This is a genomic window from Pseudomonas sp. PD9R, assembly GCF_019200975.1.
Classification (GTDB): domain Bacteria; phylum Pseudomonadota; class Gammaproteobacteria; order Pseudomonadales; family Pseudomonadaceae; genus Aquipseudomonas.
Window position 1 is genome coordinate 267,064 of the sequence record NZ_JAHTMR010000004.1, and the last position, 20,790, is coordinate 287,853.

Consider the following 20,790-nt stretch of genomic DNA (forward strand, 5'->3'; position numbering starts at 1 on the left):
CCTGGATGAGGGGACTGATCGGGATTGTTCCAATGTAAATGCTCCAGCAAGAATTATTGAGGTGGATGACATCACGGGTGCTACTGCCTTGGCGTCGCTACTACCGACGGCTATGCTTCCGATTTTCGGAAGCATGTTCATGGCGGATGAAATCAACGATTTACGATTGCTCGTGCAATTGGTCTCCTCGGCAGGTGTGACCAAGGCGGCGATCGCTTTGAACAGTTCGCCCGCGGCTGTGAGTCGTCGTCTCACGGCTCTGGAAAATCGTTTGGGGGTTCGTCTGATTGATCGTCATGCCCGGCGTTTTCGGCTGACCGAAGAGGGCGTGCTGTTGCATGAGGGTGCGCTGTCGATCCTTGCGCAGGTCGATGAGGTCGAAGCAGAGATCAGTGTCGGCAGCCAGCCCAGTGGGCGCTTGCGGGTCTGCACCCCGGTACACATCGGTCGAACGGACATAGGCCCTCTGGTTGCACAGTTCACGCAACGCTATCCCCATGTCAGTGTTGAACTGGTGCTGACGGATGCCGAGGTCAATCTCGTCGAAGAGGACATCGATATCGCGATCTGCGTCGGTGAGCCGGATTCACAATCGATGGTTAGGCGCAGACTGCTGCCGAGTCGCCGCGTGATCGTTGCTTCGCCGGACTACCTCGAGCGCAAGGGCAGGCCACGGGTACCCGAAGATCTGCTCAAACATGATTGCCTGTTGCTGGTGCGCGGGCGCCGGGTGTTTGATCGCTGGCAATTCGTCAATAACGGCAATGCCTATGAGCTCCAGGTGCGCGGCCGAATGCTCACCAGCAGCAGTGAAGTCACCCATCAATGGGCGCTCAGCGGTTACGGGATTGTGGTGAAGATGCAGTACGACATCGTTGAAGACCTCGCCGCCGGCCGGCTGGTGGAATGCCTGCCTGAATTCGCCAGCGACTCCATCGACCTGTACATCTGCTATGCCGCTAAACGTCACCTGCCGGGGCGTGCCCGGGTGTTCATCGATTTTCTGGTGGAGGCGATGGCACGACGAGTTTGGTGAGTTGACCTGAACAGGGCGCTGATGCGCAGCGCCCCGTCAGGCAGGCAATCAGACGTTGCTGACTTCGCCGCCGGCAACAGGCTTCCAGTTCTGCAACGGCGTCAGAAAGTGCAGCTCGAATCGGCGTTCGACAAAGGCCCAGCGTCCGTTTCGACGTTCGAGGCGATCGTGATACAGGCCGCTGATTTGCGTCTGGCCCATTTCAACGTGAGTCACCAGGCAGTCCACAGCGACCTTGGCGGTAGCGCGATCACCGTCGAGGTTGATCAGAGTGTTGGCCATCCAGTGATGCATATGCGGCATTTGCGACCAGTTCTGATGCGCGGACGCAACAATGGCGTCGATACCCTCGAAATTGCCGAACGCATCGCCCAGGGCCAGAACCGCCCCTTCGTGCCAGATGCTGCGCAGTAGGGCTTCATCATGACCGTCGAATGCGTGTCCATACTCGGCGACCAGGCGTTGAATCGCCAACTCGCTTTCTACTGCGTCCAGACGGGATTCCAGATCTTGCTTGCTCATGGTGTTTCTCTCTTGATCAGTGTTGAAAATCAGTACTGAGGGTCAGCTCACGCCAGCGGGCAGTTTCCTCGGCCACGGCGCTCAGTTTGTCTTCGACGACCTTGAGTGCGTCGGCACCGGCAATAAACCGCAGAGGAGGGTGCGGCTCATTCACCAGGTGCACCACGGCGACACCCAGACGCGCTGGATCACCTACCTGCTGGTGGTTGCGTGCGGCGAACACCGCTTGCGCCCTGGCCCGGTATTCGTCGTAGTCGGGTATTTCGCCGCTTCCCAGTTTCAACGAGCGACTGTCGAGAAAGTCGGTGCGAAACGCGCCGGGTTCTATGAGGGTCAGCTTGATGCCGAAACTGGCGATCTCCTGCGCCAGTGATTCGGAGAAACCTTCCAGGGCGAACTTGGTGGCCGAGTACATCGACGCCCCGGCGACACCTTTGAAACCGCCGTTGGAGGACATGTTGATCACATGCCCGCTGCGCTGTTTGCGCAGCACCGGCAGCACGGCGCGGGTGACATTGAATGTGCCCAGGACGTTGGTGGCGAACTGGCGTTCGATGGCTCCGGATTCGATTTCCTCGAACGGCCCGAACTGGCCATAACCTGCGTTGTTGACCAATACGTCGATGCGACCGAAATGTTCTAGACAAGCAATGATCACGGCATGCGCCTGAGCCTGGTCACGAATGTCGAGTTGCGCCGTGAGGACGTGATCGCCGAAGCCGGCGTAAACGACGTTCAGACGCCCGAGGTCAAGGTCGGTCGCAACCACCCGATCTCCCGCCGCCAGTGCCGCCCTGGCAATGCCGGCACCAATGCCACCGGCGCTGCCGGTAACCAGCCAGACCTTGCTCATCTCGGCATTTCCTGTTCGATCCAGTTCTGCACCGAGCTGTATACAGGCGCCCAACCCAACTCCTGGCGTGCACGTTTGGCACGAACCCGGCTGTTGCTGCCGAAGGTGTAATGCCCGTGCAGCGGGCCCCAGTACTGTGAAGCTTCTGCGACTGTCCAGAACTGCACCGGACCCAGTTCAAGACGGCGGGCAATCGACTGGCCGATATCGAGGAAAGCGGCTTCGCCGTTTTCCACGTAGTAGAAAGCACCTGCGGGTGCTTTCTGCAGGGCCAGCAGGAACAATTCGGCGACATCCAGGACATGCACGTTGGACCAGCGATTCACGCCAGTACCGACAATGCGTACCACGCCGCTTTGCTGTGCCTGCTGCGCAAGCCAGGGAATCTGTACGCTTTCCTTGTGTACACCGGAACCGATGCCGTAGATGGTGCTGGGGCAGATCACCACCGAGCGGATGTTTTGCTCAGCCGCTCCCAGCACCTTGAGGTCAATGTCGCGACGCGGCTGCTTGGACTCAGCGACTACAAACGGTGTGTCTTCATCGAACACGCTTGGGTTTACTGCGATGCCTTGAGCGTCATCGCCGATCACACTGGACCCGCTGGTGTGAAGCAACGGTTTGCCCGATCCCTTGAGTGCGTGGATGAACGCGTCGATGGCGCCCGGGTGATCACTGTCGGCGGTGTGAATGACACCGTCGGATGCACTGGATTCGCGGATCAGCAGGTCGCGATCGTCGAGACTGCCGACCACCGGTTCGATGCCCAGGGCTTTCACCTGAATGGCTTTTTGTTCGTCGCGAACCAGTCCGCGAACGGAGTAGCCAGCGCGTATCAACCGCAGGGCGACGGTGCCGCCTACATAACCGTTTGCGCCTGTCAGAAATATGCTCATGTGTACCTCATTGGGTTGATGACTGAATCCGTAAGCACCCGTTGGCGCTCGGTGACGGCCAATCTATCGGCGAAAGGTGGGGGGAATAAGGGGGGGACAAGTCGTCTGAGAAGTGATGCAGATGTCATCAATGTACGGATTGGACTGCAATCTGTCGGTCAGTAAATTCACTAACATGTCAAATATTAGACGAATGTGATTGACTGGTGTGTACGCCAGGATCAAGATGGATTCCGGCATGAAGGGAAGGCTTGTCGGGCGCCTCACACAAGCGCCATCCAACACTTGGAATTGTCCTAAGCACGACGATAAAAACGACGGGAGCGCCGTGCCGGTGCATTGCTACCGTGATGACCAGGCCGTACTCCACACATAAATCCTGAACAAATCCAAAAAATACAGGATGAGCAAAACATGACTGTTATCTATTCAAAGGTGACATGGGCTGCCGTGCTCATGGGTTTCTCAACGGCTTCTTTCGCTGTCGATCAGAGCGATTCAGCCGGCTTTCTCGAAGACGGCAAGACGAAGCTTTTGAGCCGTAACTTCTACTTCAACCGTGATTTTCGCAGCGACTACGGTCCCACCAATCTGCGCCAGGAGTGGGCGCAAGGCTTCCTCCTTGATTACAAATCCGGGTACACCCAGGGCCCTGTGGGTTTCGGCCTCGATGCTTACGGCATGCTTGGCATCAAGCTCGACGGCAGTCGCCAGCGCTCGCCCCTGAATCTGTTGCCGATTAACAGCAAAGGCGAGCCGGAAGATGAATGGTCGGAAGGCGGCGGGGCGGTAAAAATGCGATGGTCCGCTACCGAGTTGAAATACGGCAATCTGATGCCGCTTAACCCGGTGTTCGCCATGGCCAACGCGCGACTGTTTCCCTCCAGTGCCGAAGGCTTTCAGTTACTAAGTACCGACATCCCGAGATTGAGCATTGATGCCGGGCACTTCACCTCGGGAAACGGCGTCAACTCGACCAATGACAACGGACCGCTCAGCGCCTTCTACGCCCGCATCGACGCCAAGCGTGTCGACTATTTCGGTGGCTTCTACAAGGCTTCGGATAGCCTTAAATTGGGAGCATTCGCCGCCAATTATCAGGACATCTGGAACCAGTATTTCGCCAGCGCCGATTACGTTTGGGCCATCGATAATTTGCAGTCCGTTAGTTTGTCACTGGCCGGTTTTCACACTGAAGACAGCGGCAAATCACTGGCGGGAAATATCGACAACAACACGTGGTCGGCGAGCCTGGCCTACAAACGGGGCCCGCACAAGTTGACGCTGGGGCGGCAGGTGGTCAACGGCAATGAGCCCTATGACTACCTTGGGTTCGGTAACCAGCCGGGTGATGCCGTTGCCTTTCTCGCCAACAAATCGCAGAACGCCGATTTCAACCTGCCCAACGAACGGTCCTGGCAATTGCGTTATGACCTGGACATGGTGGCATTCGGTATTCCCGGCCTGACGTTGATGGGGCGTTACCTCACCAGCGACGGAATCGATGGCAGCGGTTATGGCACGGGGGCCTACTCGCGCTTCAAGGCCATTACCGATGGCAGCCGTTGGGAACGCGATCTGGAGGTGAGGTACGTGGTTCAGAGCGGACCGGCAAAGGACCTGTCCTTTCGTGTCAGGCAAGCCACTCTGCGATCGGATGCTGCCGTGCAGCGTGCAGACCTGCCGAATCTGGATGAGGTGCGGGTGATCATTGATTACCCGTTCTCTTTCTAGTGGTTGTGTTTTTTTGCCTTGTATTTGACATATATGTCTAATATTAGACCTTGGTGATTGACAGTGTTTTTTCTGCGGAGCAAGATTATTTCAAGACGACTTCACCGGGTTGGCTCTTTCGGCCCGCGATCGATAACAACGAAAGGAGTTGAACATGAGTAACCAACAGCTTGCGCCCTCTACCTTGTGGGGCGGCAAGATCTACAGTGATGGTTGGGTCGAACCCGGCCTGGGAACGGAAGTGGTCTTCGAGAAGGCTACAGGTGCTGAACTTGGGCGTATCGGTTTCGCTTCTGCCAGCGATGTGGCGGCGGCCGCCGCTTCAGCAAAAGCCGCTCAAGTCGCTTGGGCCGCTTTGCCAGCGCCACAACGCGGTGACGTGATCCGGCGTTTCTCGCAACTGGTCCTTGAGCACGGCGACGAAATTGCTGAAATGATCGTCCGTGAAACAGGCTCCATCCGGCCCAAAGGCCAATGGGAAGTGCACATGACGGCACGTGAAGTGCTAGAGGCTGCGGCATTGGCCAGTCAACCGGGCGGTGTGCTCACGGCGACGGCAGAGGTCGGACGACAAAGCGTGGCTCGTCGTATTCCGATCGGTGTCGTCGGGATCATTACTCCGTGGAACTCACCATTCTTGCTGGCCTCCCGCGCCATAGCCCCGGCGTTGACCATGGGTAATGCGGTCATTCTCAAGCCTGATCCACAATCGCCGATTTGCGGTGGCGTGTTTTTCGCCCAATTGCTGGAAGAGGCTGGTCTGCCCAAAGGATTGTTCCATGTGCTGCCAGGGGGCGCTGAAACCGGTGACGCACTGGTTCGCGACCCGTTGGTCAACATGATCAGCTTCACCGGTTCCACTAAAGTCGGCCGTCAGATCGGTGGCATTGCTGGCCAGATGCTCAAGCGGGTATCGCTGGAACTGGGTGGCAACAACCCTTACATCGTCCTCGACGATGCCAACATCGAAGCGGCCACCAGTGCGGGTGCCTGGGGTTCGTTCTTCCACCAAGGGCAGATTTGCCTGACCACCGGTCGCCATTTGGTGCATGAGCGGATTGTCGACAGGTATGTCGAATCCCTGGCTGCCCGTGCGAGGAAATTGGTGGTGGGCGACCCTGCGACGGGTGAAGTGCACTTGGGGCCGATCGTCAATGAGCGCCAGGCTGCAGGCGTCGACCGGATCGTTGCCGCTTCGCTGGCCAAAGGCGCCACACTGGTTGCCGGTGGTTCACGCGATGGGCTGTTCTATCAGCCCGCAGTAATCCGCGATGTCGTACCGGGCATGTCGCTGTTCGACGAAGAGATCTTCGGGCCAGTGGCTGCCATCACCACGTTCAGTGACGACGAGCAGGCCATTGCACTGGCGAACCAGACCGACTATGGCCTCAGCGCCGCCATTGTCACCCCGGATCTGGCACGCGCCCAGCGCATAGCTGATTGTCTGCACTCAGGGATCATTCACATCAACGACCAGACCGTGCTGCATGAGGTTTACGGCCCCATCGGTGGTGTCGGCGTATCTGGTAACGGCTTCAATCACAGCACGCTGACCAACGCCGATCAGTTCACCGAGTGGCAGTGGGTGACTACACGAATGGAGGTTCCACCTTACCCCTATTGATGATTGCGACAGTCGATCAAGACACGAGACCACGCTTTTAGGCTGGCTCGACAGGCCAGCCTTCCCGAAAACAAAAACAACGAGGAAGCACCATGTCCCTTTCAGCGTTCGCTACTGAATTGATTCACGAATCCAACGTTCGCTTCGATGACGAAGCGGACATAGTTGTTGTCGGCTCCGGAGCCGGCGCTTTCTCTGCCGCGATTAGCGCGAGCAAGCACGGCGCTTCAGTGATCCAACTGGAAAAAGCCGCGCACATCGGCGGCACGACGAAAAAGGCCGCTGCCGCCTACTGGGTGCCGAACAACCACTTCATGCGTGGTGATGGCCGCGAGGATCCCAAGGTCGATGCCCTGAAGTACATGGCGCGTCTGACCCGTCCTGCTTCATACGACCCGGCAAAGCCTCATTTGGGCCTGACCGAATGGGAATACCGCATGACCGAAGCGTTCTATGACAACGCCGGTCTCGCCATCGAGCAACTGACCGAATGGGGCGCGCTTGAGCCGGTACGTTGGGATATACAGCCTGATTACTACTCACAGATGCCGGAAAACAAGGCGCCCTACGGTCGCATCATTTATCCGCACCTGTTCGGCGGTAGCGTCAATGAAGTCGGCGATGGCACGGATATGATCAAAGTCTTCGCCCGAGCCGCAGAAGGGCAGGGCATCGACCTGCGTACCGGGCATCGCGTGATTCAGGCGGTGGTCAATGATCAACAGCAGGTGGTGGGCGTCGTCGCTCAGACCGACGTGGGTACCGTTGCCATTCGAGCCCGCAAAGCGGTCATCTTTGCCAGCGGTGGTTTCACCCATAACGTCGAACTGCGTACCCAGTCGCTGCCGGGGCCGATCTTCGGTGGTTGTGCGGCCAAGTCCAACACCGGCGACTTCATACCCATTGCCCTGGCATTGGGGGCTGACCTGGTCAACATGAATGGCTCCTGGTTGGCACCAATGGTATTGGATCGCGCCATAGCCAACCGGCCGGACGCTACCTGCTCATTCAGCATTCCTGGCGACAGCATGATTTTCGTCAATCGCTTCGGTCGTCGTGTGGTGAACGAAAAGGCTCCATACCAGGATATCGTGCCGACGTTTTGGGCATGGGAATCACAAAAAGCCGAGTACCCGAACCTGGTGCTGGTGATGCTCTGGGACGAGGCAACCCGGCAATTCCATGCTGGCGACAAATACGGCAACCCCATCGGCCGGGCCAAAAGTTCCGGTGGTACCGGCCCGGATGGCGGCGACACCTCTCACATTCTTGAAGCGGCCACGCTGGCCGAACTGGAAAGCAAGATCAGTCAACGACTGGACAGATTTGCCAGCCATACCGGTGGATTTAATCTGGATGCAAGCTTCCTCGATAAACTCCATAGCACCATCGAACGATTCAACGTTTTTGCCGAGAACGGTCGCGACGAAGACTTTCATCGTGGCGAGACGCCTATCGAGCTTTATTTCAACATGGGCGCGCGACCGGGCAACGACAAGAACGAAACGCTTTGGCCGATTTCTGGCGAAGGGCCTTACTACGCAACGCTGCTCGCGCCCGCGACCCTCGATACCAAAGGTGGCCCACGCACCGATGTCACCGCACAGGTATTGAATCGCGCTGGCGCTCCCATCGACGGTTTGTACGCGGTGGGCAATTGCGCGGGCGCCATGTCCGGTGGCAGCTATTGGGCAGGCGGCGCCACGCTGGGCCCGATCATCACCATGGGCTATGTCGCGGGGCTCAATGCAGCCCGACAGAAAGTGCGACCAGCCTTCGCTGAACGTGCCGCTGATATTTCAGCCTGATCATTTATTGGCCGGCTGAATGTCGGCCATCACTGGAGAACCATCATGAATGACATTCGTAGAGTGGCCGTCGTGACTGGCGCTGCGCAGGGCTTTGGCCAGGCGATCAGTGTCGGATTCGCCAAGCGTGGCATTGATGTGATCGGCGTTGATTTGTCCGATTGCGCCGAAACCGGTAAGCAAGTGACCGCACTGGGAGCCGACTTCATCGGTCTGAAGGCCGATGTGTCGAATCCGGAATCGACTGAGATGCTACAGCAGTTGATCGACAGCACGTTCGGTCGCTGCGACATCCTGGTCAACAACGCCGGCATCTATCCGAACAAACCTTTTGCCGAGGTGGACTTCGCCCTATGGCAGCGTGTGCACAGGGTCAACCTCGATTCGCAGTTCCTGATGGTCAAGGCAGTGCTGCCGTCGATGATCAAGAACAGCTGGGGACGCATCGTCAATCTGACCAGCAACTCTTTGGGGCTGGCGGCACCGGGATTGGCCCACTACATGTCGAGCAAGGCCGGGGTCATTGGTTTTACTCGCGGACTTGCTACCGACGTTGCCGAACATGGCATCACCGTCAATGCCGTTGGGCCTACCGCGTCGCTGACACCGGGGGGCAAATCGGGCATCGATCCTGAGGTGATCCAGATGCTCGCCGCGACCCAGGCCATCAAACGCCCGGGCACCGCTGAGGATATCGTCGGAACCGTGATGTTCTTGTCCAGCGAGGACAGTGCCTGGGTGACGGGCCAGACCATCATGGCGGATGGGGGATTGGTGCGTTTGTAGGGCAGGCACCGTCTAGAACCCAATAACAACAAGAGGACAGTCACGATGAAGCTTGAAGGAAGAATTGCCATCGTTACGGGTGGGACCGGCGGTATCGGCCGTGCGGTTTGCGACCGTTTCACTGCCGAGGGCGCGAAGCTGGTGGTAGTGGTTGATCGCGCCGAACCCGGCTACGAACTGCTTGCGGGCCAGGAGTTCCGGCAAGGTAGCGTCGCGGATCCCGAGTTCTGGAGCACATTGGTCGCGGAGCTTGAAGATCGCTTCGGCAGCATTGATGTGTTGATCAACAATGCCGGGATCATCGATCACACGCCATTGCACGAGGTTGAGCTGGAAAAATGGAACGAGGTCATCGCGGTCAATCAGACCGCTGTGATGCTGGGCATGCGGGCGGTGATTCCCGGCATGCTGAAGAAGGGCAAGGGCGCCATCGTCAACACATCTTCAATTTGGGGCACGGTGGCGGTTGAGGGCGTTGCCAGTTATCACGCCAGCAAAGGCGCAGTACGCCATTTGAGCAAAAACGCGGCATTGACCTATGCCAAGCGTGGCATTCGGGTCAACTCAATGCACCCGGGGCTGATCCGAACGCCTATCGTCGATCAACAAGCGGACGAGAAAAACGCTTGGGTCATCGCTCAAACACCCATGGGCCACATGGGACGACCGGAAGACATCGCGGCGGGGATGCTGTTTCTTGCAAGCGATGACGCGGCATTCATTACCGGTACCGAGTTGTACATCGACGGTGGCTACACCGCGCAGTGAGTGTCGATTTGCTGTGTCTGTAAATTGACAGTTGAGTCTATTAATAAACATAACATTCAATAATAGTGAGAACACAATCATGACTGATCAAGCATTGCTCGCCCGCCTGGATGCCCTGGAAAGTCGCATCGCCATCGAACGTCTGATCAACAGTTATGCCCAGGGATTCGACAGCCGAGACCCGGAATTGGTGAGGTCTTTGTGGTTCAGCGATTCCAAGTTATTGATGGGATCGTTTGGTGACTACGACGGACTTGACGCTATCGTCAAAGCCGCCGACGGCTTCTGGAGTCAGATCCGTCACATGCACCACTGGATGGCCAACGTCATCATCGATGTCGACGGTGACAAAGCCACCTCTCGTGCGGCGCTGGACTGCTTCGTCATCGACAACGAAGACGGTCCAACACAGATTGGCGGCCTCTACACCGATACCTTCGAGCGCCGCAATGGACGCTGGGGCATTGTCGTGCGCCGGTTTGAGCTGCATTACCAGGCGCCACTCACCGGCTGGAAATCGAAGCAGGGCACTGATTCCTGAGGTTGTCTGCCCCTTGATACCTGAGCTCGCCAGATTCCTCACTCTGGCGAGCCAGGAGTTTGGGTTTTTTTCTCGATAATTGACGTATTAGTTTTATATTTGACATGCGTGTCGATTTGAGCGATTTTAGATTCATGCACATCGCTGCCCGGATGTTTGGAGAAAAATAATGAACAGTCACGCGTCTTCCCAAGCCACTGCCGGATTCCTCAATACCGACTGGAATCCACGTAACGTGCCCGCTGGTACCAAAACCACCAACGTAGTGCTGCGTACCGCCGACAAGGCCGCAACCTCTGGTTCGCTGTACCAGCCAGCTACGGCCACTGATACCGTGGTATGCGTCATGCACCCGCGTGAATTCATGGCCTGCCATTACCTGATTCCCGACATTGTCGAAGCTGGCTATGCCGCCTGGTCCCAGGCGCCTCGTTCGGTTGGCAATGACCTGCGCCTGGAACACGAACTGGCCCTGCACGATGTGGCCGCGGGGCTCAATCATCTGCAATCCATCGGTTTCAAACGCATCATTCTGCTGGGTAACTCCGGTGGTGCCGGTTTGTATGCGTTCTACACCGAGCAGGCTTCGCTGCCGAGCGAGCAGCGCATCGCCAAGACTCCAGGTGGCCGCCCGACTTTACTGGCTGGACTGAACATGCCGATCCCGGCAGGACTGGTGTTCATCGGCCCACATCCGGGGCAGGGTGCTTTGCTGATGAACTGCATCGACCCGTCGGTGACCGATGAGAACGATCCTCTGTCGATCGACCTGACGCTGGACCCCCTGAATCCGGGCAACGGGTTCAATGGCCCGAGCGATACCCACTATTCGCCTGCTTTCATACAGCGTTACCGCGAGGCCCAACATGAGCGCGTCGCGCGGCTCGATCAGCGGGCTCGTGAGTTGATTCAGCGGCGTCAGGCCGCGCGTCAGCGGGTCAAGGAGCTGGGGCGCGATGCCAGTGTCGAAGACCGCCGCATTGCCGCCCATACACCGATCATCAATGTCTGGCGTACTGACGCAGACCTGCGTTGCTTTGACCTGAGCCTGGACCCTTCCAAGCGCCGGTTCGGTTCTCTGTGGGGCAGCGACCCCTATGTCTCCAATTACGGTGCAGTCGGCTTTGCCCGCCAATGCACCCCTGAGAGCTGGCTCTCCACGTGGTCGGCGTTGTCGTCCAATGCATCGCTAGCGAGAACGGCCTATGCCTTGACCCAGCCGACGTTGGTGGTCGAGTACACCGGCGATCAGGCCTGTTTTCCTGGGGATGTGCAGAAGATTTTTGACGCACTGGGCTCCGCGGACAAACAACACCATCGTGTCAGCGGCGACCACCACGGCCGCTCGATTCAGCCTGATGGGCCGTTAGGCCGACGTGAGGCGGGCCAACGCCTGTCCACCTGGCTGCACCAGAAGTTTGCGCAGTAACTCACTTTGAAACCCCTTTCATCCACGCTGGAGGCGTCCATGACCGCATTGGAACCCACACCCGTCACGTTACAGCTGCATGGTGTCGACCACACCGCGCGTCCGACCTGGAAGCTGCGAGAAACCATCGAGTTCTATCGCGACAAGCTAGGCTTGCCATTGATTCATGTGATTTCTGCAAGAGGTTGGGGCCCAGATACCCACCCTGACTTCCTGCACTTTTTCTTCGACAGTGGCAAAGGCAGCACGATCGCCTTTTTCTACTATTTGGGTTCGGATCAGCCGGACGCACTTGAAGGCCGCAGCGAAATGCGCCCGGCGCCGGACGACCATGTATTCGACGCTACCCACACTGCGTGGGAAGTCCAGAGCGAAGGTGAGTTGCAGGCCTGGAAACAGCGACTGGAAGCCCAGGGTTTGAACGTCTCTGTGGAAACCCGCCACGAAGTGATCGAATCGATCTATGTGCGTGACCCCAATGGGTACTTCATCGAGTTCACCCGCAAGTTGCGCGCGTTGGGTGCACTGGACGCCAGTGACGGTTTGCTGACCTTGCAGGCCGCGCTGGACGCTGAAGACAAGGCTCGGAACGAAGGTCGCCGGGTCACTGAAATCGACGAGGTATGGGCGCGCAAGGCCCAACTGATTGACGCCCGCAGCGGCAGCGGCAGTGCACCGATTCGGTTGTATATCCCGCAGGTTGAGGAGTTCTCATCGATCGTCAAAGACGCGGCTAACCGCAGTGATTGCCGGGTAGTACCGATGACCGGTTATGACCGTATCGATGCCGAAGCGCCCATCGAGTTTCGCCGAAGCGTGCTGGGAGTGAAACCGGCTATCTGGTACGGGCTGTTCACCGGTGGGGTTCACGGCACTATCGAGATACTGGATCGGGATCTCGTAAGGATCGCACCAGCCCTGGCGAACTGAGAAAAACGGGACATCGAGTTGCACAGCTGACATGTAAGCAACCGTCCAAAAAATGCCCTGAACACCGTGCACTTGCATAAAAATAAGTAACCGCGCCGGGATCGTTTTCCGGAGCAGGAGGCAAGAAGTAATGAAAGGTATACACAGCCCCATCGCCGGGGTGGTTTATCCAGTGGCGCAACGTGCCGCTGAATATTTTGCCAACGATGCCTGGGTCGACGCGACCGTCGGCCAGGTCCTTCGTGAAACTGCCGCGCGTCACCCTGATCGTATTGCGTTCATTTGCGACGACGCCAGCCTGACGTTTGCCGAACTGGACGAGCACAGCGAACGGCTAGGTGCAGCCCTGTTGGAGATGGGCCTGAACACCGGTGACCGGGCAATCTTCCAGCTTGGCACATCATTGCAAACCGTGATCGTGCTCATGGCTTGCTTCAAGGCCGGTATCGTTCCTGTGTGTTCGTTGCCCCAACACCGCGAAGTCGAAATCGGTCAACTGGCCAATAAAGCGTCGGCCCGGGGTTACTTCGTTCAAGCGGATTTCGGTCGTGACGATCTGGTGGCATTCGCTCGTGGCATGCTGGCCCAGAGCAGCACCCTCAAGCACCTGATTGTGGTCCGCGGACAACTCGGCGGACTTGCCAACGTCGAATCGCTGATTGCCGACATGCCGCTGAACTTCGCCCGTCAACGTCTTGCGCGAGTGAAACTGGGCAGTGAGGACGTCTTGAGCTTCCAGTTGTCCGGTGGGACCACCGGGACGCCAAAAATCATTCCGCGTTTTCACGCCGAGTACTTGGGTCACTCTCGGGACTTGGCCAAGTTGTATCAGGTCGATGAGCAAAGCAAGGTCATCTGGTCTTTGCCGCTGTTGCATAACGCCGGGCAGCTCTATGCATTGCTGCCGCCGCTGTTGTTTGGCATGACCACCATTCTGATGTCTCGGGTCGATATTCCGTTGATGCTCGATCTGATCGAGCGGCACGAGGTGACCCACGCGTTGTCCATCGGCCCGGTTGCCCCACAATTGCTGGCCTATCAGGAGGTGAACAAGCACGACCTGAGCTCGCTAAAGATGTTCGCCACCATGAGCCGCTCGGAGATTCTCGAAGCTCATCTGAACGTGCCATGTTCCAACCTCTACGGCCTGACCGAGGGCCTGTTGTTCGGCGCAGCCCCCGATGCGCCGGAGTACGTGCGGCATCAGACTCAGGGGTCTTCGGGCTGCGTCTACGACGAACTGCGGCTGCTCGATCCCGACAGTGAACAGCCTGTCGGGCCCGGTCAGATGGGCGAGTTGTGCTTCCGCGGACCCTCGACCCTGAACGGTTATTTCGATGATCCGGCCGCCAATCACGGTGCATTCACCTCGGACGGTTTCTACCGCTCGGGCGACATGATGACCGCCCATGTGGTCGACGGGATGACTCACTACACCTTCGAAGGTCGCCTGCGCGATAACGTCAATCGCGGTGGCGAAAAGATCGGCTGTGAAGAAGTGGAAAGCTTTGTTTGTCGCCATCCGGCGATTGCCGACGCGAAATTGGTGGCGATGCCCGATCCGATCTACGGCGAGAAGGGCTGCATCTTTATCATCCCGCGCACCGGCGCAGTGTTGCCGGATCTCAAGGGACTCAGCGACTTCCTGGTAGGGCAGGGCCTGGCCAAGTTCAAATCTCCAGAGCGCATCGAACTGATCGACGTGTTCCCGGTGACCAAGGTCGGAAAACTGGACAAACCTGCGCTCAAGCGTGTTCTGGCTGAACGCATGACACTTGAAGAGGCCCGAGCATCATGAATACCACGGAAGCAGTGATCAGCCAGGTGCCGTTCATTGTTCGGCGCCGGGTGAAGTGGGGCGATTGCGATCCGGCTGGCGTGGTTTACACACCGGTGTTCGGCGAGTACGTGATCTCCACTGCCGAGTTGTTCTACGAACAGCTACTGGGCATGTCTCCGCAGCATGCCAAACAGCACCATGGCTTCGGTACGCCGACACGGGCATTGGCCTTCGATTTTCGTGGATCAATGCGCCCGGACGACGAGTTCGATACCGAAGTGGAGGTCAGCGAAGTTCGTAGCCGCAGTTTCGTGCTGACGTTGACCGCGCGCACTCAGACCGGTGACATCGTATTCATCGCCACTCACACCCCTGTGTGCATCGCCCGGGATGAACGCAAAGGCATCGTAATCCCGGACGTGTTCCGCGAAGCCCTGCTGAGCTACCAGAGTAATCACGCACAGGTGCTCAAAGCGCCTGGTTCCGAGGTGTCCTCATGAAAATTGCAATCGTCGGTGGCGGTCCTGCCGGCCTTTACTTCGCACTTCTGGCGAAAAAACATAACCCGCGTCATGACATCGTGGTCTACGAGCAGAATTCCCGCGATGCAACTTACGGCTGGGGCGTGGTGTTTTCCGATGTCGGGCTAGCAGCGTTTGCGGAGGCGGATCCGGAGTTTCACAAGGAATTCATCGCGCACCACGTGGCCTGCGATTTTCTCGAAATCGTACATCGCGATACGCATGTGCAGGTCCACGGCAATCATTTTTCCCGGACCTCGCGGATCGACATGCTGCATACCCTGCAGAACGCTTGTGAGCGTGCCGGTGTTCAGGTCAATTACGGCCAGCGCATCGAAGACTTCGACACCCTGGCAAGCCAGGTCGATATTCTGGTTGCGGCTGATGGCACCAACAGCCGTGTTCGCACCCATTACGCCGACCACTTCAAGCCGAGCTTCGAGGGTCGGCGCAACAAGTTCGCCTGGTACGGCACTCGGCAACGCTTCCATCCGGTGTCACTGATTTTCCGTGAGAGTGAATACGGTGTGTTCATTGCCCACAGTTATCAGTACAGCCCGCAGTTGAGCACCTTTCTAGTGGAAGTCGACCCCGAGACCTGGCAGCGGGCCGGTCTGGAGCACGCCAGTGAGGAGGAGAGCCGGAGGATTTGTGGTGAGATTTTCGCCGCCGACCTGGGTGGCAACGAATTGTTGAGCAACCGCTCCCTGTGGTTCGAAGCCAACGTCGTGCGTAACGAACGCTGGACTCACGACAATGTAGTCCTGCTGGGCGACGCCCTGCGCACTGTGCATTTCTCCCTGGGCTCGGGAACGCGCATGGCCATGCAAGACGCCATCGCGTTGCATCGCGCGCTGGTCGAACATCCAGCCGATGTGCGCGCGGCATTCACTCTGTTCGAGTCAGCTCGGCGCGGCGCCTCCACAAGCTTCCAATCCGCAGCGGCACGTAGTCTGGACTGGTACGAAAACGTCGCCGACAAGTTGCATCTGGACCCGGTCAGCTTTGCTTATGACTACATGGGGCGTACCGGCCAGGTTTCCCATGATGATTTGCGCCAGCGCGACCCGCACTTCATCGCAGCCGTGGAAAAACGCGTTCCGGCGCTGCAGGGCGAAGCCGGTTGAACTCAAGGCAGTAGCGTCGTCCACCTTCGACGAGGTGGTCGACGCGTATCAATCAATAACAACAACAAACAATGCTTGATGGAGCCAATCATGAACACGATCGACGTAGGTGAGGTTATCGACAACAGCCGGCTGAGTCGTTTGCAAGTGCTGGTGCTGGTGATGTGCGGGTTGTGCATGATCATTGACGGGTTCGACGTTCAGGCCATGGGCTATGTCGCTCCAACCGTCATTCAACAGTGGGGTATCAATAAGTCGGACCTTGGACCGGTGTTCGGTGCGGGACTGGTCGGGATGGCTTTGGGCGCTCCCTTGGCGGGGATTCTTGCCGACCGCTTTGGGCGACGCCTGATTCTGATCATTGCTCTGCTCGGTTTGAGCGCCGGCATGGCAGCTACGGCGACGGCCGATAGCGTTCGCGATTTGCTGGTCCTTCGTTTTCTCGCCGGTTTCTGTATGGGCGCCATCGTGCCCAATGCCATGGCCATGGCCGGTGAGTTCAGCCCAGCGCGCAACCGTGTCACCTTGATGATGCTGACTTCCTGCGGGTTCGTGGTCGGTGGCGCGCTGGGCGGGACCCTGGCAGTGATGATGATCGAACCGCTGGGTTGGCAATCTGTCTTTCTGGTCGGAGCCGTTGCGCCTTTGCTGCTGGCGATTTTCATGCTGATTCTGATGCCGGAATCGATCCAGTTCCTGGTGATCCGCCAGCGTAAGCTGAGCCGTGTCAAACAGTGGTTGTGCCGCATCGATAGCACACTCAGTCTGGACGATGCTCACTTGAAAGTTAGGGACGCGCCGCTCGGCAAGCGCTCGTCAATGCTTGACCTGATTCGTGACTCGCGAGGCTTAGGCACGGCGATGCTGTGGATCATCCTGTTCATGAACTTGTTGGGCGCTTATTTTCTCGCCAGTTGGCTGCCCGTGATCATGCGCGATGCCGGGCACGATGCTTCATCGGCGGTACTCGCTGGCACGTTGCTGTGGACGGGCGGTATCGTCGGCAATCTTGTCTTGGGTTGGTTCGTCGATCGCCGCGGCTTTGGGCCGGTCATCGTCTGCATGTTCGCGGTCGCCGCAATGGCGATCGCCACGTTAGGCCAAGTGGCGACGTCGATGGTTAGCGCCTGCGTTGTCATCGCCATCGCCGGCTTCTGTGTTCTTGGCGGACAAAGCGCACTCAATGCACTGGCCACCGTGTTCTATCCGGCGCAAATGCGTTCAACCGGGGCAGGATGGGCGCTGGGCATCGGGCGACTGGGATCGATCTTCGGACCGGTGATCGGTGGCGAGTTGATGCGTCTGGGCTGGAGCCCGCAATCGATGTTGCTGGCGGCCGCTATCCCAGCGCTGCTGGCTATGGTGGCCAGCCTTCTGTTCTGGTCCAGAGGGGGCTTGCCAGGACCTGTGTTGCGCACTCCTTCTGCGGATACGGTCAGGCCTGCTTCCGCCGCCTGAAAACCAGCCTTCTTCAATCTTGAACTGATTCCAGTCTGTCCGCTCGACGAGCCTGGCAGGGGAACCTTGCACCCGGCAAACCCGACGACGGATCTGCCGCGCCTGCCAAAAGGCAGTCAATCGACGTGAAAACAACAAGAAAGGGAGACACACCCATGACTCGATTCAAAGGCAAGACAGTGGTAGTGACCGGCTCGGCACGAGGGCAGGGCGCGGCGGAGGTTCGAAGGTTTCACCTGGAAGGCGCGAATGTCGTGGTCAGTGATGTGCTCACCGATGACGGTAAGGCCCTCGCCGCGAGCCTGGGCGAGCGCGCCATTTTCATTCACCACGATGTGTCCAGTGAAAGTTCATGGCGCGAACTGTTCAGCCAGGTCGAACAGACCTTTGGTGGCTGCGATGTTCTGGTGAATAACGCCGGGATTTACCGACCGGCTACGATCGCCGAAACGGATACCGAACTGATGGAGAAAATGTTCCGCGTCAATCAGCTCGGTGTGTTGCTGGGCATGAAGTATGCCGTCGAACCCCTCAAGCGACGCGGCGGTGGATCGATTATCAACATTTCATCGGTGGTTGGGCTGCGAGGTTCGGCGGCGACCGTAGCCTATGGCAGCACCAAATGGGCAGTACGAGGCATGACCAAAGTCGCAGCCAATGAGTTTGCTGAACACCAAATCCGGGTTAACTCGGTTCATCCGGGATACGTCAGCACCGAGATGCTCAAGGCCAATAGTGACGAGAGTAATGATGCCGGAACGTTGCTAACACCACTCAAGCGTCAAGGCACTCCCGAAGAAATTGCAGCCTTGGTTGCATTTTTAGCCAGCAATGAGAGTGCCTTCATCACTGGCGCTGAAATTGCCATCGACGGCGGCTGGACGCTCTAAAAACGTCCGCTGTGCCTTCTGAGATCTGAGTGGGTTGGCTGAGTTAATACCTGCTTGTTAGTTGCCAGGAGCAGTTATTTCCAGTGAAGGTCACAGCGGTATCTGTTCCAACTCATTCGAATAAAAAGTAAGAGCGACGCTACATTGTGCTGCTCTGCCGGGCAGCCTTTCCAAACAAAAACAAAAAACGGAAGGTAATGCAATGAATCACGTTTCTGCCACCCCCCTCAATTGCAGGGGCAAGCGCTTGTGTGCCCAGTTTTTGATCGCAGTATGGCTCGCTAGTTGTATCAATATGCTTGTAACAGGTAATGCACGTGCCATTGACGTTGATGCCGGCGACCTGACGCCGATGCCGGCAGGGACTGATCTGGGGCTCGTCTATTACCAGCATGTTGAGCGGGGTGAGTTCTATAAAGACGGACATAAACAATCGGGAAATCCCAGACTCGATTCCGACATTGGAATATTGCGCGCCGTACATTTTAGGAAACTCGGGCGTTTTACCGTCGACCCTCAGTTTCTATTACCTTTTGGTCAATTCAAGGGCAAGCGTGATTCATCTGACCTTGGGGAGGCTAATGGAATCGGGGATTTGATGCTGCTTGCTACAGTCTGGTTAGTCGAGCAACCGCAGCAACGCACTTATTTTGGTATCACCCCTGTGCTGTATGTGCCGACGGGAAACTACGATCGCAATGACCCGCTGAATTTGGGTGAGAACCGCTGGAAAGCCGCAGTGAATGTCGGATTCATGCAAGGCCTTGGTGATAAGTGGTGGTTCGATTTGTATACGGATGTCACCTGGTGTGGACCTAACGATGATGCCACTCCCGACGGGGAGACTATGCGCCAGTCCAATCTCTATCAAACTCAGGCTTATGTTCGTTATAACCTGACGCCGTCGTTAGATCTTCGTGTGGGCTATTCCGAATCATGGGTTGGCGAAACCCGATTGGAGGGCGTTCGCCAACATGACCGGACGAATACCAGCAAGTACACATTTGGTGCAGCTTGGTCACCCACACCAAAAACTCAAATTATGATCAACTACGGTCAGGATCTCAGCGTAGAAAATGGCTTCAAGGAGAGTGACCGAATAAATGTTCGGTTAATGCAAGTATTTTGAAGAGCATCTTGGCGCCAGGTAGGTGATATCACTGAATTGCGGCTGGAAACTCTAAAAACTGTCTGCTGCGTTCGCCAATAGGTGCGCAGCAGACATCACCGATCTTGTCCTGTGCCGCTGGCGCTGGCATTCTTCGGCTACTTTGAATGGGATCTACCGCACCTCATGTCCAATACCACAAAAACTAAAGCTCCGGCCCGTTACGAGCTGGTGATGAACCAGTTGATGGAAGCCGCTGAACGCCTGTTTGCGCAGAAGGGGGTAGCGGGCACTTCGCTTCAGGAGCTGGCCGAAGCCGTTGGCTTGACGCGCACCGGCATCTACCACTACGTAAAGGGCAAGGATGAAATGCTCGAGACGCTGGTGCGTGGATTCACGTTGGAAACTGCGCGGGATCTAGAGCGTTTAGCCAGTGAGGATAGCGCGAGCGCAATGGACCGATTGCGCGAAGGTGTGACCAACATGGCATGCAAGGTGGCCCAGCATCCGCAGCGATTTCGTTTACTGCTGACCAGTGAAGGCGCGTTTCCGGAGGCATTGGCCAAGCAATACCGAACTGCTCGTAAGCGCACCTTGGCTGCATTGACCGATTTGGTGGCGCAGTCGATCCGCGAAGGATCCTGTCGCGCCGTGAACGACGAAATGGCGGCATTTTCACTTTTGGGCGTCTGTAATTGGGTGGCTTTCTGGTACCCCCATGGCGAAAAGACCAGCGACTTGACCCCTGAGCAGCTCTCCAGCCAGTTGACGGCGATTGCGCTTGAGGGCCTGGTAGCCGGACGCGATGCGTCAGGGGCGGGCGGCATTGCACAGATGATCGGTTTATTGCGCGAAGACATCGACCGCCTTGAAGGCATGATTGTCGCTGAATGAACCACTGTTAGCCAAAATCTGAAAGGGTTTCAGAGGTAGTTAAGACCCAAGAGAATCGCTCGCTTGTGGCATTGGCTTCAGTCAG

19 protein-coding genes are annotated in these 20,790 nt (G+C 57.4%); 16 read left to right on the plus strand and 3 right to left on the minus strand.

The window, feature by feature from the left end:
* Positions 1 to 139 precede the first annotated feature (139 nt).
* Complete coding sequence (locus KUF73_RS11315; RefSeq protein ID WP_218438126.1) at positions 140 to 1,036, plus strand: LysR family transcriptional regulator; 897 nt, start codon at positions 140 to 142, stop codon at positions 1,034 to 1,036.
* Positions 1,037 to 1,084: 48 nt separating this feature from the next.
* Here the strand turns inward: KUF73_RS11315 and KUF73_RS11320 are convergent, their stop codons facing one another.
* The 3 genes from KUF73_RS11320 to KUF73_RS11330 are packed head-to-tail and all read right to left on the minus strand — an operon-like array spanning position 1,085 to position 3,307.
* Positions 1,085 to 1,558 (minus strand): nuclear transport factor 2 family protein, encoded by a 474-nt coding sequence (locus KUF73_RS11320; RefSeq protein WP_218438127.1) that lies wholly within the window; start codon positions 1,556 to 1,558, stop codon positions 1,085 to 1,087.
* 16 nt (positions 1,559 to 1,574) lie between these two features.
* Positions 1,575 to 2,411 carry an SDR family NAD(P)-dependent oxidoreductase gene (locus KUF73_RS11325; RefSeq protein ID WP_218438128.1) on the minus strand — a complete coding sequence of 279 codons (837 nt, stop codon included), beginning with the start codon at positions 2,409 to 2,411 and terminating at the stop codon, positions 1,575 to 1,577.
* Positions 2,408 to 3,307: an NAD-dependent epimerase/dehydratase family protein gene (locus tag KUF73_RS11330; RefSeq protein ID WP_218438129.1), complete on the minus strand. Its 900-nt coding sequence runs from the start codon at positions 3,305 to 3,307 to the stop codon at positions 2,408 to 2,410. The genes KUF73_RS11325 and KUF73_RS11330 overlap by 4 nt, the downstream gene beginning before the upstream one ends.
* A 414-nt stretch (positions 3,308 to 3,721) precedes the next feature.
* Between KUF73_RS11330 and KUF73_RS11335 the strand changes: the two genes are divergently transcribed.
* The 15 genes from KUF73_RS11335 to KUF73_RS11405 all read left to right on the plus strand — a co-directional run bounded on the left by KUF73_RS11335 (position 3,722) and on the right by KUF73_RS11405 (position 20,705).
* On the plus strand, positions 3,722 to 5,041 hold the full coding sequence (locus tag KUF73_RS11335; protein WP_218438130.1) for an OprD family porin: 1,320 nt from the start codon (positions 3,722 to 3,724) through the stop codon (positions 5,039 to 5,041).
* Between the two features lie 154 nt (positions 5,042 to 5,195).
* Positions 5,196 to 6,665, plus strand: a complete 1,470-nt coding sequence (locus KUF73_RS11340) for a benzaldehyde dehydrogenase (RefSeq protein WP_218438131.1) — start codon at positions 5,196 to 5,198, stop codon at positions 6,663 to 6,665.
* 92 nt (positions 6,666 to 6,757) lie between these two features.
* Positions 6,758 to 8,473 (plus strand): FAD-dependent oxidoreductase, encoded by a 1,716-nt coding sequence (locus tag KUF73_RS11345; RefSeq protein ID WP_218438132.1) that lies wholly within the window; start codon positions 6,758 to 6,760, stop codon positions 8,471 to 8,473.
* Between the two features lie 45 nt (positions 8,474 to 8,518).
* On the plus strand, positions 8,519 to 9,259 hold the full coding sequence (locus KUF73_RS11350; RefSeq protein ID WP_218438133.1) for an SDR family NAD(P)-dependent oxidoreductase: 741 nt from the start codon (positions 8,519 to 8,521) through the stop codon (positions 9,257 to 9,259).
* 45 nt (positions 9,260 to 9,304) lie between these two features.
* Positions 9,305 to 10,027 (plus strand): SDR family NAD(P)-dependent oxidoreductase, encoded by a 723-nt coding sequence (locus tag KUF73_RS11355; protein ID WP_218438134.1) that lies wholly within the window; start codon positions 9,305 to 9,307, stop codon positions 10,025 to 10,027.
* 79 nt (positions 10,028 to 10,106) lie between these two features.
* Positions 10,107 to 10,568 carry a nuclear transport factor 2 family protein gene (locus KUF73_RS11360; protein WP_218438135.1) on the plus strand — a complete coding sequence of 154 codons (462 nt, stop codon included), beginning with the start codon at positions 10,107 to 10,109 and terminating at the stop codon, positions 10,566 to 10,568.
* 169 nt (positions 10,569 to 10,737) lie between these two features.
* On the plus strand, positions 10,738 to 11,997 hold the full coding sequence (locus tag KUF73_RS11365) for an alpha/beta hydrolase (protein WP_256345575.1): 1,260 nt from the start codon (positions 10,738 to 10,740) through the stop codon (positions 11,995 to 11,997).
* 39 nt (positions 11,998 to 12,036) lie between these two features.
* Positions 12,037 to 12,927, plus strand: a complete 891-nt coding sequence (locus KUF73_RS11370) for a VOC family protein (RefSeq protein WP_218438136.1) — start codon at positions 12,037 to 12,039, stop codon at positions 12,925 to 12,927.
* A gap of 130 nt (positions 12,928 to 13,057) precedes the next feature.
* The gene (locus KUF73_RS11375; protein ID WP_218438137.1) at positions 13,058 to 14,725 is read left to right on the plus strand and encodes an AMP-binding protein; all 1,668 of its coding nucleotides are present in this window, start codon (positions 13,058 to 13,060) and stop codon (positions 14,723 to 14,725) included.
* Positions 14,722 to 15,207 carry a thioesterase family protein gene (locus KUF73_RS11380; protein WP_256345577.1) on the plus strand — a complete coding sequence of 162 codons (486 nt, stop codon included), beginning with the start codon at positions 14,722 to 14,724 and terminating at the stop codon, positions 15,205 to 15,207. Before KUF73_RS11375 ends, KUF73_RS11380 begins: the two co-directional genes overlap by 4 nt.
* Positions 15,204 to 16,355 (plus strand): FAD-dependent monooxygenase, encoded by a 1,152-nt coding sequence (locus tag KUF73_RS11385; protein WP_218438138.1) that lies wholly within the window; start codon positions 15,204 to 15,206, stop codon positions 16,353 to 16,355. The genes KUF73_RS11380 and KUF73_RS11385 overlap by 4 nt, the downstream gene beginning before the upstream one ends.
* A gap of 90 nt (positions 16,356 to 16,445) precedes the next feature.
* Positions 16,446 to 17,813: an MFS transporter gene (locus KUF73_RS11390; protein ID WP_218438139.1), complete on the plus strand. Its 1,368-nt coding sequence runs from the start codon at positions 16,446 to 16,448 to the stop codon at positions 17,811 to 17,813.
* A gap of 155 nt (positions 17,814 to 17,968) precedes the next feature.
* Complete coding sequence (locus KUF73_RS11395) at positions 17,969 to 18,703, plus strand: SDR family NAD(P)-dependent oxidoreductase (RefSeq protein ID WP_218438140.1); 735 nt, start codon at positions 17,969 to 17,971, stop codon at positions 18,701 to 18,703.
* 202 nt (positions 18,704 to 18,905) lie between these two features.
* Positions 18,906 to 19,832, plus strand: coding sequence for a transporter (locus tag KUF73_RS11400; protein WP_218438141.1), 927 nt, complete (start codon positions 18,906 to 18,908; stop codon positions 19,830 to 19,832).
* A gap of 111 nt (positions 19,833 to 19,943) precedes the next feature.
* Positions 19,944 to 20,705 carry a TetR/AcrR family transcriptional regulator gene (locus KUF73_RS11405; protein WP_218438142.1) on the plus strand — a complete coding sequence of 254 codons (762 nt, stop codon included), beginning with the start codon at positions 19,944 to 19,946 and terminating at the stop codon, positions 20,703 to 20,705.
* The last annotated feature ends 85 nt before the right edge of the window (positions 20,706 to 20,790 follow it).